At 42.9% G+C, this 18,216-nt stretch carries 12 protein-coding genes; 3 read left to right on the plus strand and 9 right to left on the minus strand.

The annotated features are described in order from the left end of the window. Positions 1 to 14 precede the first annotated feature (14 nt). The 4 genes from PQO05_RS16525 to PQO05_RS16540 all read right to left on the minus strand — a co-directional run bounded on the left by PQO05_RS16525 (position 15) and on the right by PQO05_RS16540 (position 6,943). Positions 15 to 968 carry a hypothetical protein gene (locus tag PQO05_RS16525; RefSeq protein ID WP_273628494.1) on the minus strand — a complete coding sequence of 318 codons (954 nt, stop codon included), beginning with the start codon at positions 966 to 968 and terminating at the stop codon, positions 15 to 17. Positions 969 to 1,070: 102 nt separating this feature from the next. Then, entirely contained in the window at positions 1,071 to 2,522 is a 1,452-nt protein-coding gene (locus PQO05_RS16530) for a hypothetical protein (RefSeq protein WP_273628496.1), read from the minus strand. A gap of 40 nt (positions 2,523 to 2,562) precedes the next feature. Further along, positions 2,563 to 5,460, minus strand: coding sequence for a TonB-dependent receptor (locus PQO05_RS16535; RefSeq protein WP_273628498.1), 2,898 nt, complete (start codon positions 5,458 to 5,460; stop codon positions 2,563 to 2,565). 271 nt (positions 5,461 to 5,731) lie between these two features. Next, positions 5,732 to 6,943: a metallophosphoesterase family protein gene (locus PQO05_RS16540; RefSeq protein ID WP_273628500.1), complete on the minus strand. Its 1,212-nt coding sequence runs from the start codon at positions 6,941 to 6,943 to the stop codon at positions 5,732 to 5,734. Positions 6,944 to 7,193: 250 nt separating this feature from the next. Here PQO05_RS16540 and PQO05_RS16545 point away from each other — a divergent pair, with 250 nt between their 5' ends. Both PQO05_RS16545 and PQO05_RS16550 read left to right on the plus strand, forming a co-directional pair. Beyond that, on the plus strand, positions 7,194 to 7,784 hold the full coding sequence (locus PQO05_RS16545; RefSeq protein ID WP_273628502.1) for an HD domain-containing protein: 591 nt from the start codon (positions 7,194 to 7,196) through the stop codon (positions 7,782 to 7,784). A 161-nt stretch (positions 7,785 to 7,945) separates the two neighbouring features. Beyond that, positions 7,946 to 8,539, plus strand: a complete 594-nt coding sequence (locus PQO05_RS16550; protein ID WP_273628505.1) for a dihydrofolate reductase family protein — start codon at positions 7,946 to 7,948, stop codon at positions 8,537 to 8,539. Between the two features lie 214 nt (positions 8,540 to 8,753). On the opposite strand, the gene PQO05_RS16555 is transcribed toward PQO05_RS16550, so the two are convergent. From PQO05_RS16555 to PQO05_RS16565, 3 genes are all read right to left on the minus strand, one after another. Further along, on the minus strand, positions 8,754 to 10,415 hold the full coding sequence (locus tag PQO05_RS16555; protein WP_273628507.1) for an aspartyl/asparaginyl beta-hydroxylase domain-containing protein: 1,662 nt from the start codon (positions 10,413 to 10,415) through the stop codon (positions 8,754 to 8,756). A 79-nt stretch (positions 10,416 to 10,494) separates the two neighbouring features. Then, entirely contained in the window at positions 10,495 to 12,471 is a 1,977-nt protein-coding gene (locus PQO05_RS16560; protein WP_273628510.1) for a flavin monoamine oxidase family protein, read from the minus strand. Positions 12,472 to 12,525: 54 nt separating this feature from the next. Next, positions 12,526 to 14,244, minus strand: a complete 1,719-nt coding sequence (locus tag PQO05_RS16565; protein ID WP_273628512.1) for an alpha-keto acid decarboxylase family protein — start codon at positions 14,242 to 14,244, stop codon at positions 12,526 to 12,528. A 276-nt stretch (positions 14,245 to 14,520) separates the two neighbouring features. Between PQO05_RS16565 and PQO05_RS16570 the strand changes: the two genes are divergently transcribed. Beyond that, positions 14,521 to 15,297: an HAD-IIA family hydrolase gene (locus tag PQO05_RS16570; protein ID WP_273628514.1), complete on the plus strand. Its 777-nt coding sequence runs from the start codon at positions 14,521 to 14,523 to the stop codon at positions 15,295 to 15,297. A gap of 139 nt (positions 15,298 to 15,436) precedes the next feature. Here the strand turns inward: PQO05_RS16570 and PQO05_RS16575 are convergent, their stop codons facing one another. Beyond that, positions 15,437 to 16,774 (minus strand): SGNH/GDSL hydrolase family protein, encoded by a 1,338-nt coding sequence (locus PQO05_RS16575; protein ID WP_273628515.1) that lies wholly within the window; start codon positions 16,772 to 16,774, stop codon positions 15,437 to 15,439. Positions 16,775 to 16,793: 19 nt separating this feature from the next. Continuing rightward, the gene (locus tag PQO05_RS16580; protein WP_273628516.1) at positions 16,794 to 18,017 is read right to left on the minus strand and encodes an OmpP1/FadL family transporter; all 1,224 of its coding nucleotides are present in this window, start codon (positions 18,015 to 18,017) and stop codon (positions 16,794 to 16,796) included. Positions 18,018 to 18,216 lie beyond the last annotated feature (199 nt).

Consider the following 18,216-nt stretch of genomic DNA (forward strand, 5'->3'; position numbering starts at 1 on the left):
GCGTAGTAATTCTATTAATTTCTTTTATAAAAAGACATCGTAGCCAGCTTACCCGTGTAGCCTTTAATCTCGGTATCTGTAAAATAGCCTGAACCATCAGCTGCAAACCCTACCCCCTCGCCCTGTGGTTCGTTATTGGCATAAGGCGCGTGTTGGGGCTTGTTTAAAAACCCGGCAGAGATAGTAGTACCGGCAGCAAGTTTCCAATACCAGATCAAATCATTACTTCTCAATAACATCTCGGTACCATCCGGCGAAATATCTCCACCTGTAGCCTTGTTAAAAAACAATTTCGCAACCGGGCTTAGCGTAGTAACCGATGTTGTACTTTGCGGGTACCGGGCAACATATACTTTGGCAACATTGCTCTCTTTGCTCACAATATAAATGTCTTTGGTAAGTGGGTCAACCATTAAGGTTTCGGCATTACGCGGGCCATCGGGATATTTAAGTTGGATTGCATCTACTGTTGGGATAGTTGCCACATAGGGCGAAGCTGCGCCTGTTAAATTGGGCTCCGGAAAACGGTAAACAAAAACCGAACTGTATTTGGCATCATTATCACCAATATCGCCTACGTAAATATAGTTTTTGGTAGCATCGGGACCCGGTCCAACGGCAATATCTTCCCAGTCCCTATTCCCTACTGATGACAAGCTTAATGTACCCCTATCGGCTCCGTTAGCATCAGTCAAATAAACCTGGGCAGCGTTGTCGCTATCGTTATGGATGTAAAGTATCCCCGCATTAACCCTGCTTGCAGCCACACCCGATATTTCGAGCAGATCTGTCCGGGCCAGGTTATGCACCACAGGAACTGTGGCAAACAGCTTAGTAGTATCTAAAGCCGATGGATCATAAGTTGGTGTAGCAAAGTTTACCGTTACCGGCGGCACAGTGGTTGCTATGGTATCTTTTGCCGGCGTATCTGACTGACCCGATTTTTTGCAAGAGAAAAATGAAGCCATTATTAAGCATAACAGCCCGCTACTAATAGCGGGCTGTATTTGCCAATGACTTTTAAAGCGTGGTGTTATGCTTAAAAACATTGTGTTATTTTAAATTAATTCTTAGTGGTGGTTACCTGTACCGTTTAATTGGTAGCAACCCATATCAGCACCTGGCATAGTAATTTCGCTTGAACCAAAAGTTGGGTCAACCGGGATACCGGTAGTGATTGGTTTAATTAACGCTGCATTAGTAGTTCCTTTACCTGCCGCAGGTGAACCTTGTTGCAAGTGGAAGTTATAGCTATCTACAGAAGCTTGTGTAACCCAGAAGTTATTAGCTGCAGGCAATGGATAGTTTACAAACATCGGGTTGTTTTTACCTACCAGCGAGCTGCCATCATACACTAAACCAAAAGTATAGTTAGGGCCTAATAAAGCTGCCATGTTAGGGATATCAGTAGCTTGTGGGTGTGTAACTACAGCTTGTGCAACGCTGGTTGGCACAATTTGTCCGGCCATAGCTGCATTGTCAACATAATAGTAGTTATAGCCATAAGCTGTTTTCGGGATTAAGGCAGTGCTGCTTGAAGTAGTATCAGCCAGGTAAACTTTTGCACCGGCAGGGCCACCGGCAATACGTACACCAAAATCGCAATCAACAATCAGGTTGTTATAAACCAATGCTCTTGAGTTGTTTTCAATTTCAACAGAACCGCTGCGGGCACCATAAACACCTGTATTTCTGTAGCCATCGTTTACATAAGTGTTGTTGTACATGGTAAACTGGCACTCGCCTGCTGTTGTACCATCACTTGCAGTTTTTGTACCATTGGTTGCGCCACCTATAATCAGGTTGTAAGCCATGTTACCTACTGAACTACCTTTAGCGTTAAAGCCATCACCACCTACGCTACCGCATTTTTCCATGGTGTTACGCATAATATTGTAGTAACCACCGTAAAAACGTGTAGCATCATCAGGCGAACCATACATCCACGAATCTTCCATAATGAAAACGCCTTTTGGGTTCTCGAAATACAGGATATATTGGTTACCAGCCGCTAAACCTGCGCTTGCAGGGAAAGGCAATGCTTTTAAAGCCGCACCACCAAAATCGAGGTGGGTATATTTTATTACAACCAGGTTAGCTGTGTTGCTGCAGTAAATACCGCCCCAACCGCCAACATAAGCAGGGTCGCCGGCAACGGTTGATGGGCCTACTTGTTTAGTTTTGCTTGGATCTGTGATGGTAATAGGCGCATCTTTTGTACCCAGGCTAATCAAATCGCCATTTACAATAAAGTTGGCGCCATTGGTCATGTTAATGGTTACACCTTTTTGAATTAAAAGCGTATCACCTGCGTTAATGGTAATATCGCCTGTAACAGTGTAAGTTTGATTTGCAAGCATAGTACCTTTATAAGTACCTGCAGCCAGTGGGCCTGAATTGCTGATTGGCTTGCCGATCTGTACCAAAGGCACTGATACTACGGCATTATCTGCACCTTTTTTACTGCACGAAGCCAGTGCAAAAAGTGACAAACAAAACGAAATAACTTTTAACTTTTTCATGATGGACTAATTGTTGTTTATTTAATTCTTATTGATTTGATTAAAATTTAAACCTCATACCCAGGTTATAGCGGGCATAATACTCGTCGTACTGTACGGTGGTATAGTTAGGGCTTTCCTGGTGTGCGTATTTAAGCAAGCCCGAATAATCGTTGTGATTATCTTGTTTAATAAATAACTGGTAAGGGGTATTTAAAATGTTATTGGCTTTTGCAAATACGATGAAGTGTTTGCCTATTTGCTTTTGTGCAGAAAAATCGAGGAAGGTTTCTGGTTTTTCCCAGGTATCAAGGCCATAGTATTTAGATACCAACGCAATACGTTCGCCGGTGTACGACACCGCTAACTGGGCATCGATACCATGTTTCTGATCTTTGTATAATAAGGATACGTTACCGATATTGGCTGCCTGGCCTTGCAGTGGGCGGGTTTGATCGCGGGTGGTTACACCTACGTTAACCACATCGATACTTTTAGGTGTTGTGATCTGCGATTTGGTATAAGTGTAGTTAGCAGATACACCAACGTTACCGAAGAACTTTTTAGCTACAAACTCAAAACCATAATTTTGTGCATTACCCAGGTTTACAGGCGTATTAAATAAGGTAGCCCCGCTTTGGCCTGCCACCAGCATACGCTCAATTGGGTTGGTAAGGTGCTTATAAAAACCACCGGCCATAAACTCATCAAACACACCCGGGAAAAACTCATAACGCAAATCGTAGTTATCAATTACCGTATGCTGCAGGTAAGGGTTTCCCTGGCTTGGGTTCGGGTCATCAGGCGATACCTGTGGATACGGGATGAAATCTGCAAAAGCAGGTCTCAGTATCGACATAAAATAAGACGCCCTGATAGCCTGATTGTCTGTTAATGCGTATTTGGCGTTAATGCTCGGTAGGTGATCAACATAGTTAATTGTTGCACTTTTACCTGGCAGGTTTACCGGCAAATTAGAGTAATAAGCCTGGCTGGTATTTTCGCCGCGTAAACCAAAGAGAACATCTAAGCGGTCACTGATAAAATATTGCAGCATGCCATAATAACCCTGAACATTTTCGGTAAACGTATACACGCCCGGGTCGCTGGCTGATGAGCCCAGCGCATTAGCTGGGTTTTGGCTGAACGAGAAGGTAGCATCCGGGATGCTGGTATAAACTTCGGCATTGTTTGTACCCGGAATAAAGGTATTTGGCAGGCTATAACTATCTACAAAGTTATCACGTGTTTTATGCCTGAACATGCCACCCGCAGAGAATAAAGCTCTGCGACCGAAAATTTTGGTATCGTAATGCAGGTTTAAATAACCAGATACGTCTTTATCTGTATTATGCGTCCATATACGCGATTCATTACCCACAGTTACCGGGCCGTTTATTACATCTGGCGTAACAAATACCGAATTATTGGGGTTATTCGGGTCGGGCTGGTTTTTGCCGTTTGCCAGATCCGGGCTTGTTTGGTAGGTAGTTTTAAATTGCGCTATATCTGGTTGTTTGTGGCTGGCTTCTGAGTTTGCCAGGATCCAGTCTAACGAAAAGCCTTTGGTTATTTTGTGTTTGCCTTTAAGGGTAACATTGTAAATGCTTTGCAGATCTGTGCGGGTCTCGGTTAAATTATCCATTGAATTTGTTGCGATAAACCCCTGGTATGAATACCCGCTGTAAGTAGACGTTTGCGTTTGGCGTACCCGGTATTCATTCAGCTGCAAATAAGTACCAAATAAGGTGATGCTGTTTTTATCATTAAATTTATAATCAACAGAGGCGATAGTACCCAGCCTGCTCAATTGCGATGAATATTGACGGTTGTATGAACTTTGAAAAGCAGTCTCCGAGTTTGGTGTATTGATATTTGGAGATGGGCCTACGGTGTTTTCCTGGACCACGGTAAAACTGTTATCACCCTGGTAAGAGTTTTGGTAGGTACCAGAGAAAATAACGCCCAGTTTATTATGTAAAAAGCGATCGCCCACGGTTAAGCTAACATTGGCATTTGGTGGCGCGTTGCCGGTTTTAGTAAGCAGGTTTTGGTATGGGAATTGACCGATAGAAGCCGGAGCACCCGGATTAATTTCGCCAGGCGCTTTGCTGTTTACAGTGCTACCATTAAAGCTGGCATAGCTGCGGTTAAAAAATATCTGGCTGTAGCCTGTCCCTACGTTACCTTCTACACGTAAATGATCCGGCGCCGATTTCATAACCAGGTTAACCACACCGCCCGAAGCATCACCCTCCATATCGGGAGTAAGCGTTTTAGATACCTCGATCCTTTCAACCAGATCAGCCGGGATAATATCTAATGGTATATAACGGTTTTTATCATCAGGGCTTGGTATTTTAACACCGTTTATCAGCGTGGTATTGTATTGTTTGTCCATCCCGCGGATAATCACGTGCTGGGCATCGCCGGTATTGCTCCTGTCGATAGTTATGCCAGAAACCCTGCTTAGCACATTAGAAACCAGCACATCAGGCGATACCGCAATGGTATTGGCCGAAACCACGTTCATGGTATTAGTAGCCCGTTTCTCATCGTTTCTGGATGCGTGGTCACTTTCCCTGCTGGCGTGTTCTGTAATTGCCACCTCGTTAAGCGCCGTAGCGTTATCGGCCATGGCTATATTAAGTACAACTGCATTGGCATCTTTTACCTCTACCTGGTATTCTTTAGTGGTTTTATAACCTACAAATTCAACACGCAAACGATAAGTGCCTAACGGAACATTTTTAAATAAATAAGCACCATCTAACTTAACTACAGTACTTAGTTTAGTATTGGCGTTATCAATGATGATGGTTGCACCTATTAAAGTTTCGCCGGTTTTAGCATCGGTTACTTTACCTTTAACAGATTGTGAAAAAGCGTTAGAAATTGTTAAAACAAGAACAATGGTTAAGCAAAATAATAATAGTCTTTTTGTAGGGGTTGGCGACATAGCTCGTTGTAATTTTTTGCAATGCTATCAATAAATAGCAATTGATTATCAGTGAATTAATTTGATAAGCGTTTCGTATCTTCTTTTTAATATTGGCTACAGATTTGCTTTAGAATCTCCAAAATGCCTCCAAAATGTCTACAGAATTGGCAGAAAAAGCGGCAAAAACGGGTACTCGCTTCTTAATTTTAAAAAGCAATTCTGCATACTTGGCAGCACTATGAAATAAGCACATATTGACCGGATTTTGGTAGATTATGACGGCAGGATCTTACCTGAGATTCACCGTCGCTGTTTTTCCGAAAATGACTTTGGCTGAGGGATCTTGTGGCTTAGTATCCCATAAACACTCTCTTACCGTTAGCACTTTGGTTGCCGGATCGAGGGAAATAAGTTGGTATGAGAGCAGTGTTTCATCTTTAGCCGAAAACTTACCTTTCATGGGCGAGTCAACCCGGAACACTTTTAGTGCAACATCGTGATCGGGGCCATCGTAAGTGTAATATTCATTGAAATTACTGTTGCCATGAAAGTAGGCTTTAATGTTTGGGTGCTGTTTTAAAAAGGCTACCCACCCGCGCTGCTCAATATCCGTAGATGTTGGCGTTTTGTAAGGCGTGTTACCTTCTTTATAATGTTCGGCCACCAGGTTTTCGAATTGTTTGCCCGGTACAATTTGATACGGCGCTACAGGATTTGTAAAATGTACAGACTCGCAGGTAGGCTGATCATGTGTAAATAAAATCACCGGTGTTTTTTGCGGTACGGTGTCAAGATCTTTCTTCATCCAGATTCGTTCTGCCGAATCTGGCCATAACGTAATAAACATAAAGTGCACGCCACCTATATTTCTGGAGTAATTTATTTTTTCGGTGTTATAATCGTACGTTTCATTAATGAGGGGCACGGCAGGCTTCAACATTAAATTATAAATGCCAACCATGGTACTTGGGTCGGTCAATGGTTTCATCGGCTTATAGTAGCCAACAGCGTTTGAGATGTCATGGTTACCCGGAATCAGCAGCACCTGGGTCGGCTTTCCATTATGGCCTTTGAGTTTAACGTTATTAAAGTAATCTGTACGGAACTGTGCCCAAGACGCAGCAGCGCTTTGATATGGGATTTCCATCCGATTGGCGATGTCGCCGGTTTGGATCAGGTAGTCGATCGCTTGTATCTGCGTACCTGCACCAACACCGCCATCTGCCGGGAACATCAATTTGGGCATGGTATTCATCTCCCCTATCATCGCCGCATTAACTATATGGCCGGCCACATTGGTATCTCCTCTGAAAGACTTTCTGAAAATACCGTAATGGGCATCTGAAGTAAACAGGATATTGATGGGCTGGGGCGAGCCGCTATGTATAGCAAAAGCCTGGGGCACCATAAAACAAAAGCTGGTCAGCAGAATTAACCAGCTTGCTAAATTTTTGCCCGAAGTAGTACTGCGTGGCAATTTAACAGAATAGTAGAGTTTCATTTATTGATTTTTGGCCAATGAACGCCGTCAAATCTGTAAACAAACTGAATATTCGCATGGGTAACAATTTGATCACATCATGATTAAATGATCTTAACATTGAGCAGGTTTCAATGGTATTAGTTAGTACAGAATATCTTATTGGCTAACCCGTATGAAAACTATTAAAAACTGAATTTTAGCACAGACATAAAATTCCCAAATTATTACAGAATCTTATTTTACTATTGGGTTATTTGATAAGGTAAGTATGTCTATAGCACCAATTGTTGAAAAAGCATTTGTATACGTAACCGATTTAATTGTAGAGCGTATTGACCACACGATGCAGTTCCATAACTTACAGCACACTTTAGATGTATTTGAGGCAGCAATTGAAATAAGCAAGCATGCGGGCCTTAATGACGACGAAAAAACAATTGTGCAACTGGCCGCCCTTTTTCATGATACCGGTTACGTTTTTCAATACATTGGGCACGAAGACAACAGCATTGCTATAGCCGGTACTTATTTAATGCAGCAAGGCTATCATAAAGGCATGTATACCCCTGTATTAGAATGCATTGAGGCGACTAAAATACCGCAGTCGCCCAAAAACTTAATACAGGAAGTATTATGCGATGCCGACTTCCATCATTTTGCTAAACCCAATTATATCGAATATGCCGAACGCCTGAGAAAGGAATGGGAAGTGCATCTGAAAAGGAAATATACGGATGAAGAATGGTCGCAGCTAAATATAGCTGTGCTAACCAATCATCATTATTTTACAGAATATGGCAAAACGCTTATGCAAGCTATTAAACAGCAAAATATTGACTTAATGCGTAATGCTTATTAGTAGTATACGTCTCTATCGCCATATAAATCTCTAATACACTGCAAAAACAAAGCCTGTCGTATTTACCCCTTTCATTTGCCGCATACATACCGCCGCTATTATCATATTATTTCCGAGATTTATCTGACGTAATTACTTGATCACTACTAAAACTCAATGGTATGAGAAAAATCATTGTCATGTCGTTCATTACATTAGATGGCGTAATGCAGGCACCCGGCGGACCGGAGGAAGATCCATCAGGCGATTTTAAATATGGCGGCTGGATTGCACCTTATGGTGATGAAGTTTCTGGTAAAGTAATGCAGAAACAAATGGAACCTGCCGATCTGCTTTTAGGGAGAAAAACATTTGATATTTGGGAGCCTTACTGGCCAAAACATGCAGCACACTGGCCTGGCGTTAATGAAGTTACCAAATATGTACTATCCAATACCCGTGAGAAGTCGGATTGGCAAAACACGGTATTTCTCACCTGTGTGGAGGACATCGAAAAGCTTAAAGCCTCTGATGGACCAGACCTTAAAATCTGGGGCAGCAGCAAACTTGTACAGCTATTATTGAAGCATAATTTAGTGGATGAATTCTGGCTCAATATCTACCCTATACTTTTGGGTAAAGGAAAAAAACTGTTTGAAGATAATGCATTACCTGCAGCTTTTACATTGGTAGAAAGCACGGTTACTTCTACCGGTGTTATCATGACCAATTACAAGCGAGCCGGAGAAGTTAAAACTGGTGAAGTTGGCGCTTAGTCACGAGCCTCAATTTTTTGATTATAAAAAATTGTCATTTCGACGATAGGAGAAATCTTCTGCATCATATTAGCCAGCTAAAAGTCATTCTATAAAGATAAATAGCAGAAGATTTCTCAGTCGTATCTCCTTCGAAATGACAAAATTTTCATTAAAAGAATATATTCTGCACTAGTCTCTAAGTAGAACGTTCTTTCCCCTTGGTCTAAACTAACTAATCATCCACTCTCACAACCAACCTCTTCTCCTCAACCCTCTCGTAAAGGTTCATTACTTTTGTCAGATATGGTGGTATCTCCTGCCCTCTTTCCTCATTAAAAACCTGGCCCGGAAATTTAGAGTGAAATTTCGAGCGCTCCTGCATATCTGCTAATTGCCGGTCATTAAAGCCAATTCCTGTAAAGGCGGCTATCCTTTCTACCATAGGCATACTGCCCTCGTTGTAATTAAGCAACATGCTTAATGGGTCATGTGCCGCAGCTTCAAGAAACTTGTCAAAATAACGTTCTAATACTTTGGCCAGATAAACGTCAAAGTTATTTGTAGTCCAATCCTCTTCCGTAAATCCAAAAATTTCGGGTTCAATAACTGTGGGCACTGCCTGCATACCTCTTAATTTACGGTGCGAATCTAATACCTCATTAGGCTTACGGTAAAGCATAATAAACGGCACATCCGGAAAAAGCACCCTCAGCTCCTGATAAAAGTTGATATGCCAGCTATCTAATTTAATGTATAACTGCTTTTCATTTCCTGTTCGTTTCTGGCCATAAAACTTAAGCGCTGCTTTTAATAATACCCCGGCTTCCTGCTTTGAAATCCCGGTCGGTTGGTACGGCGCCCTTAACACCTCATCAAAAAAAGGCACTTCAGATAAAACAATATTTTGCTCGTCTGTACTCAGTAATTGAGTTAATAAAGTAGACCCACAGCGCGATACATGAAATATAAAAGCAGTTGGGGCAATGGCATCCGTGTCTTTCTCCCAAGCTTTCAGCATCTCTAAATCACTCACGCTGTTTAACATCTGCCCTCTTGAAGAGCCTTTTATTTTACTTATAGTTTCATGAAAAAAAGGTTCGGTAAACGTATGGTCTTTGGCATTTAACCAATGGCAAAGCATTTCCCCATCTTCAAGTTTTAGTTTATAAGGTAAATAACTGTATAATGTGTTTAAATTATTAGCTATTGATTTTTCTTTCAATTTTAGCTCAAGTTCATCTGCTATTCTTAAACTGGTTTCAGTATTCATTAATCGCAGCGCTTCTATCATTGCTAATGAATTATCTACCGGCACTTTATCATCGGTAAAAAATTCTTTTTCCCCCTTTTCAAAAACAAGTTTAAGCCAGTCATTAACCTGGCAATCAACTACTAAGTGAATGCGGTCTGTATTACCATAATTAGCAACTCTATGCGGTAAATTAGCATTGATGTACCAGCAATCGCCGGGCAACATATTGAGCCGTACATTATTCGAAAAAAACTCAACCTCATTATTGGTTAAAACCGGAAAATGCAAGCGTGCTTCGCCCATTTCAAAAGCGAGCCCTGCATCGCGGTGTTCTTTTATTACAGAGCCGGGTTTGAGATTAAGAAAGCGGACAGACAGGATCGGGCACTTGATAGAATCGAGAAGCTGTTTTACCCCCGGATAGTTTTGCATATAAACTGTATCAATATATCCACTATCCCCCATTAAGTCAGGCACGCCTGTATCCGTACGTCCACCCGGCGATCTTAAGGGAAGCACTTCCCAATCACCCTCATAATCATTGGTATTAAAATGTGGTAACCAGCTATTGCTTTCAAGCGTTTCTACAGCGTTTAGCTTTGGGACTTCTATATTTAATTTTGCAAAGGCAATTACCTCCATTTGTTAGATATTAGATTTATTTAATCGACAGGAAAAGAGCCTTAAATTACAAACTCTTTCCCGTCGATCGATTTTATTTTTAGCACTGCGGACAAATAAACGGATAGTCGGCATTATCAATAATAGGTTCGATGCCAAAGAAATCATTCAACACTGATTCTGCCGTGCAATAAGCTCCCTCTACCCAGGCCTGATCGTTAGAGTAAGCTTCGCCCACGATAAAAATATCAGCATCTGCGCCTTCAATCAGCTGCGATGGTTTCCGGATCTTCTGCTGTACATCACAAATATTATAGTGTGCCGCATAAGCATGGTAACCCGCGTTAAACGGCGGTAGCGACCAATCCATGTACCGGGTTTCTAATGGCTCTGGCACCATACTATAATCAGAATTGGGACCGAAGTGAATAGCAGCCAGTTGTTTGCGCAACATTTTGATCATCACCTCCGGCGCTTTTTTAGGCCCATGTAAAGGTTGATAGTTCTCAGAGAATGGCGTTTTCTCTACCGAATCGGTGCTGTACTCTAACTCCTCCCAGAAACTGGTGAACTGCTCGTCGTCATAACTTGCCAGCAGGCCATAAACCGGTTCGCTGGTTTTATCGAGTGCATTATTGCCGAAGTAAACCACCTGGCGTACCGGCATATCAGTCACACTTGGCCCGATGGTGTTACGCAGCGAAGCTGTTAATATTTGCTCCTCCTGCTTAATGGTCAGCCTTTCCTGGGTTTGTTGTTCTATAGCTTTAATAAAGTCGGAGGCTGATGCATAAGGCGTTTCTATGATCGGGCTTAAAGTATGCAGATATTTTTCGGGGAACCCTTCTTTACCTAATTCTGTAACAACATCCTGCGTTAACTCATAACTGGTAATCTGCGCCGGGTAAGGTGTATTAACCGCATCGGCCCACCATGGCGAAGTGAAAAACATACCCACCTTATACGATGGCTGCAGCACTGCTGACTCGAGATACAACTGTACTTTATGATGGTTTAAAACATCCAATCCCTCATGCTCGGTATAGCGTGTTGCCTGTGCTACCAAGTCGATAGCGGCACGCGGCATAGCCAGCCAGGCAGCATCGGTAACCTTTGAGGCTGCTTTTTTATTTGGTTTTTCGCGCGTAGCGATGGTATAATGCACCTTACTCTCAATTTTCAGTATAGAATGCAAGCGGGTATTAGGATAGTATTGAAAATCGATCCCTTTGTGTTTGCACAATTTAACGATCTCATCAAACAGCGCATTAAACATGTATGAATACCCTTTGGTTAAAGTTTTGTACTCGGTACCCGGTGTAAACTCATTATTAGCCTGAAAGGCCACTGCGGCATTCCAGTTAATTACGTTTGAGGTGTAGCCATTGCCATCTGAGGTATAATTGTAACCATCAGGCCCTAGCTGATCGAACATTAAATTCCAGTAACCGATATTTTTCAATAGGTCGCCTTTTTTGTAAACTGACGAATCGGGCATATCAGCAGTGATCTTCCCATTTTGATAAAAATCGCACCATTGCGCCCGTGTTTGTGGACCTGTTGTGGCGGTTACAGCCAGTTTCTCCACCAGATTAAAGCCATTATCCGGTGAATCTGTCTCACCAAAATGCTCGGCAAAATATGGTGCCGGGTTGGCCGATGTGATTTGGTTGAGGTACATGTTCTTAGTCCGCAAATAATAAAGCGGGTTGGTCGACTCGTTGAAGGGTACTGAATACTTATCGAGACCCAATTCCTTAATCACCGTAGTAACCACACGGTGGCCACCGCCATTGGGTGTACCATCCCAGTCGGAGTAGCGCATGCCACCCAGCTCGAGGTACGATTTTGACTGATCGTTTTTATAATGCCAGGTGCAGATGCGCGCACCTGCCGCACGGGTGCCGGTGTTCTCTTTGTTGAAGTCGTACTGACCCCAATCGTACAGTTCGAGCGTATCACCTGTAGTTAGTTGTTTGTGTTTTCTGTCGCCTTTGGTTGTGCCGTTCAGTAAGCGCCAGGCGGTGTATAAACCGGCAGCGCCGGCACCGAAAATAGAATAGGTTTTGTTATTCATGAAGTTAGGTTTTGTGTATTTATGTGATAATTTTTATTCCTTAAATAAGTAATACTATTCTGCCCCTAATCGTTGCATTTGGCCGGGTAAATCTTTCTCCGGAATCACTACTTCTACCAGTGTAGGTTTACCTGTGGTGTTTTTTACAATGTGCAAAACGGCTTCCAATTCTTTTACAGTTTTTACGCGGTGACCTTCGGCTCCATAGGCTTTAGCCAGTGCCATGTAGTCCCATTTAGGCAGGATGTCAAACGCATCAAAAACGTGGGTTGGGCCGGGCTCAAAAGCGGTCATATCTACATAAACCTGCTCTATGGCATATACGCCATTGCTCATCACAAATATCACGGCATTAAGCTTATTGCGGGCCAGTGTAGAGAGCGACTGGCAAACCATCATAAAGCCGCCATCACCGGCTACCGTCCAGGCACGTTTACCGCTGCCCAATTGTGCACCGGATGCCGTTCCCGTTTCAAACCCGATACACTGCCATGCTGCTGACGATATAAAGCTGTTCTGATACATGCCATAGGCATTAGTAGCCACATAAAGGGATGAACTTACACCCAGCGTCATCACAATATCTTTGAGCATATTATGATCAGTTAAAAACTTCATCGAGTGCTGGAAGAAACGGTTAAACGTGAGCACATCGGGCTTATCATTCCATTGCGGGTCAGAGTTGGATTGCCATGGCTCAGGATATGCAGGCTGTAATGGTGCCGGTGTTTTAAGCGGATAACCTTTGGTGGATTTAAACAAGCGTAACAGCGCTTCCATAAAATCACGCATGGTTACACCTTCATAAGTATAGTAAACCGACCGTACCTGCGTGGTAGTTGCTATTACCATATCGGCATATTTATTTTCTACAAACCACATATAATCATCAGTTAAGATGGTACCGAGTGTGAGTATACAGTCTGATTGCTGCACTACATCTATTACACTGCTGATTGAGGCTGCATCGGCATACGTACCGATAAATTGATCCCCACCCTCATCCAACACTGTTTTGCCTAGTGTAGTTGTAGTATACAAAAATCCGCTGGCATCAATAATTTCCTGCAACAGATCTGATAATCCATGTCGTAAAATCTCAACCCCGGCAAATATTAATGGGTTTTTAGCCGCCGTAATTTGCGACCATGCCTGTGTTACAGCATTTTGCAGGGCAAGTATATTACTTTTAATAACCTGTGCCTGTAGTGGTGTTTTAGATGGCCGCGGGCATGGTTCGCCCCAAACTTCTTTGTAGCAGGCTATGTAAACCGGTTTTTTGTGGGTGAGTGCTGCTATCAACAAGTTATCTATCTTCTCTGCCGCACCTGCCGATGTGCTCAGTGTTTCGGCGGCAACGGTAACATGTTCATAGATCTCCTGATCGGCGGCAAAGTTGCCTGTAGAATGGTGAAAAAGCACGTCGTACATCTGCGTCATGCGCCTGCAATCTGATCCCGGTGCTGCGCTGATTACCACCACCGGGCTCATTTCTACATAAGCCCCTGCAATGGCATTAAGGGCGCTATATGTACTTACGCCATATTGTAAGGAAACTGCGCCTAGCCCACGCGTACGGGCATAAGCATCGGCAGCGTAACCGGCATCGAGCTCGTTGATGGCACCAATGGCATTTACGCCTTCAAAATGTTCGAGTGCCTGGGTAAAATGTTTAACGTAATCGCCGGGGATCTGAAAAACTTCGGTAACGTTAAGTTGCCTGAGACGGGTAAGCAGATAATCTGCCACGGTAAAGGTTGATTCTGTAGCCATAATTGTAATAAAAGGTTTGGTACTTTAGGTGATACCAATTGGTTTGTTTAACCAAATCTAATTAATATTTATCTGATTAAATACATTTTTTCAAATAGATTTTGTGTAGATAAACAACCCTTCATACAAAGATTATACACTGATAATTAAGACATTAATTTGCTTTTTAATAAATATCATTTACTTATTTGATACCATATTCTACCGGTAGATAGTTGTGAGTTTTATAAGTAATTAATACTTTGCCATCACCTTAAATAATTAATAATACTACCTATGAAACAAGGACTTTTAATTGATATGGACGGTGTGATTTACAGCGGCGAAGAAATGATTTTCGGTGCCGATAAGTTCATCAAACACCTGCTCGATAATGATATCCCCTTCACTTTTATGACCAATAACAGCCAGCGCACCAGCCTGGAGGTTGTGCGGAAATTAAAGCGTTTAGGGATTACTGTTGAAACCAAGCATGTTTATACCAGCGCCATGGCAACCGGCAAGTTTCTGGGCGACCAAAGCCCTAACGGAACAGCTTACGTTCTGGGCGAAGGTGGCCTGTTAACCAGTTTGCACGAAAACGGCATAACTTTGGTTGACAGCGACCCCGAATTTGTGGTTTTAGGCGAAGGCAGAAATTTCACCTTAGAAATGGTACAACGCGCCGTTGATATGATACTGGCCGGGGCCAAATTTATCACCACTAACCGCGATCCATCACCAAAAAAACCGGGATGGAATAACCTGGGCATCGCAGCCACCACGGCTATGATTGAAGAAGCCACCGGCCGAAAAGCCTTTGTAACCGGCAAACCCAGCCCGGTAATGATGCGGTCTGCACGTAAATTTTTAGGATTAGAAACTGCTGAAACAACCGTTGTTGGAGATACCATGGAAACCGATATACAAGGCGGTGTGCAAATGGGCTATAAAACCATCCTGGTATTATCCGGCATAGCTGACCAAAATCAACTAAGCCACTACGCCTTTAAACCCGATATGGTAGCTGGTTCGGTAGATAAGATCACTTTTCCGCTGAAGTGGTGGAGTTAGTTCATTGGTTCATTAGCTCACTGGTTCATTGGGCTTAGCTAAAACAACAAAGGCCACCAAAATGGTAGCCTTTGTTGTTTGTGTTTTGCTTAGTCTGCATCATTCACCAATGAACTGATGAACAAGTGAACCAATGAACTTAATTAGGGAACTTCACTCCCCTGTAAGCAGCCACATTGGCCAACGGGATGTTTGAGCCATATTGTTTATTGATGGCTTTGATGTATTCGTTAGCTACTATCGCATAACCTCTTGGGGTTAAGTGAACACCATCCAGTGAGAATAAACCACCGCTGATATAGGCTGAGCTTAAACTTACGCCATCTACCACCAAACCATTTGCTTTAACGTTATTCAGGAAGGTGTACATATCATTTACCGCAATACCTTTTGATGCTGCTATTGAGGTAATGGTGTTGTTGTATGAGGTTACATAATCTTTGGTTAAGGCCACTTCATTAGCATCTAATACATATTGGTTCTCTATAGGGCTGTATGGGGTTAAACCATAAGGCAGCATACCTGCCGGGGTTGATACCAGGGTACCTATTTTTGAAGTTGGGAAAGTCAATACAATTAAATCTTTTGCGGTGGCTGGCCTGGCTGCATAAGCAGTGCCGGTTGCTGTGGCATCTGTTTTAGCATTGATGAATAAAGCCTGTACCGCAGGGTTAGCTTTTTGCACGCTGGCCAGAATTGCGCCAACCGTTACTGTGCTGAAGTATGGAATGGCGGTTACATCAGGGATAGTAGCTACCACGCCTTTGGCGCCGCCTGCTGTTAACTTAGTCATTACCGCACTGTATAGGGCTGCAAAGGTTGATTTATCCGTCAGCACATCACCTGCACCACCTGATGTGGCATAGCCTAAAGCATCATTATTACCTAACCAGTTTGAAAAGAAGGTAAATGGTTTAGCCGTAATAAAATCAATGTAGGCTGTATTGTGTGTACCTTCTGCTCCCGGTAATAATCTTTCGTAAAAACCATTGAGGTTACCATAGCTGGCTAAGGTAATGTGCAATAATTTTATACCGGGTACACCGTAGTTATTCAGGTCTGTGCCTGTGTATTTGGTGTAAGTAGTTACAGGGCCAAAGCCTGGGATAACAGGCTGACCTGTTACAGCTAAATTAGTAGTTACCGGTGCGGTAATTGGTGCGCCAGTAGTTTTATCAAAACCAGTCAGTGTTAAATAACCTGAGCCATTAGCCTGATCTGTTGAAAACAAAGGTTGAGCAAAGTTCCCACCACCTACTGATGCCATTTGCTTGGCAATGATAGATGGGTAAGAGTTTTGCTGACCTTCGAGGTATAATCCCCCATCGGCATAACCGGCAGTTAAAGAGTTACCTACGGCAATGTATTTAGAGAAATCGGCCGAACCGTGGGTCGGGGTTGGCGTTTGTACGCTGGGTTTACAGGCAGATAGACCGGTAACCAGTAATATATATAAGTATGGTTTTAAATTTTTCATCTAATTAAATAATAAAGGTTTACCAATGATAAGCAAGTCCGATGCCTGGGATATAAACATGTGTTTTAAACGTACCCGACAGTTGCGATTCGTAGTTGGTTTGGGTACGTGCCAGTAACTTTTCGTACTCGAAAGAAAAGTCCAGATCCAAATGATGGGCCAGTTTATAGCCTAAACCAGCTGTGAAATAATAGCGATTAGCATCAGGCGCTTCGGGTGTTACATAGCCGTCTAAAACAGCAGTAGTGGCATAACCGCCGCCTGCACGTAAAAACAAGTTATCAGAAGCAGCGTACTGGGCACCACCACGTAAAGTAACCGCATCCTTATAATCTCTTGGCGAGCGGGTATCCTGTAAGGTAGGCGTGTTTTGTGCGTAATCAAATTCTAATACTTTATATACGCTCCAGTGCACGTAGTTTACATCGGCAGCAAGTACCCATCTTTTCGACGGGTAAAAACCTAAACCCAAAGTAGTGGTTGATGGCAGCGGGATACTTGCAGTAAACGTATTAGGCTGTGGGAAATTGGCAGCCAGCGAAGGCGCTACGCTGAACATCGCATCTCCGTTATTAATGGTTGTATTAACTTTTGAACGGTAATCGATACCAACCGTAATGCTCGATTCTGTTTTGAAGAAGATACCGGCGTTCCACCCGTAGCCATGGCCTGTACCTTTTAAGCGGGCTTGTCCGTCGTTACCGTTAACATTGGCAACCGGGATAGCTCTGGTCAGGTCAACACTGCCTATATTATACACAAAACCACCGCCAATACTTACAAAGTCGGCCAGGCGGATACTTAAGGTTGGTTGGATATAAATGGCCTTCAGATTGAGGCTCTCCAACACATATTTGCCCTGCCATTGGTTACCCCAGTCGGTTAAACCGCCGAAAGGTGTATAAATACCAACACCAAATTTCCAGGGTGCATTTTTAGGCCCCCAAACGGCATAGCCCGAGAAAGGAGTAGCAATTTTGTTTTTGGTGTAAAACTGATCGTTAGTACCAGAAGGATTAAAATCTGACTTAAAGATCAATGGGCTTATCCCACCCTGAATGTAGTTTTGGGGAAGCATGGCCATAGCCCCGGGGTTAAAGAATACAGACGCACCATCTTGTAAAAGGCCGGTACCGGTGTGCCCCATGCCAATCTGTTTTTGGCCCTCTAAATTGACCTGGAAACCCTGTGCAAATGCCATAACGGGCAGGCATGCCAGCAGCAATAGTAATAGTTTTCTCATAATAATAATTTGGTTAGGCTTGTTGCTTATAATTGGTTTTCAGAGCTAACAACGCTTTAGATAAAATTAGGTTCAATAAAGTTGAAAAAAAGGGTCGTATTGCGGAGATATTAGTCAAAAAGTCGGAAATTGGGAGAACGTTGGACGTTAGACGTTGTACGTTTTGTCCGCGTTTAAATCCCATCCAAGTACGTATAAC

The organism is Mucilaginibacter jinjuensis, from assembly GCF_028596025.1.
Lineage (GTDB): Bacteria > Bacteroidota > Bacteroidia > Sphingobacteriales > Sphingobacteriaceae > Mucilaginibacter > Mucilaginibacter jinjuensis.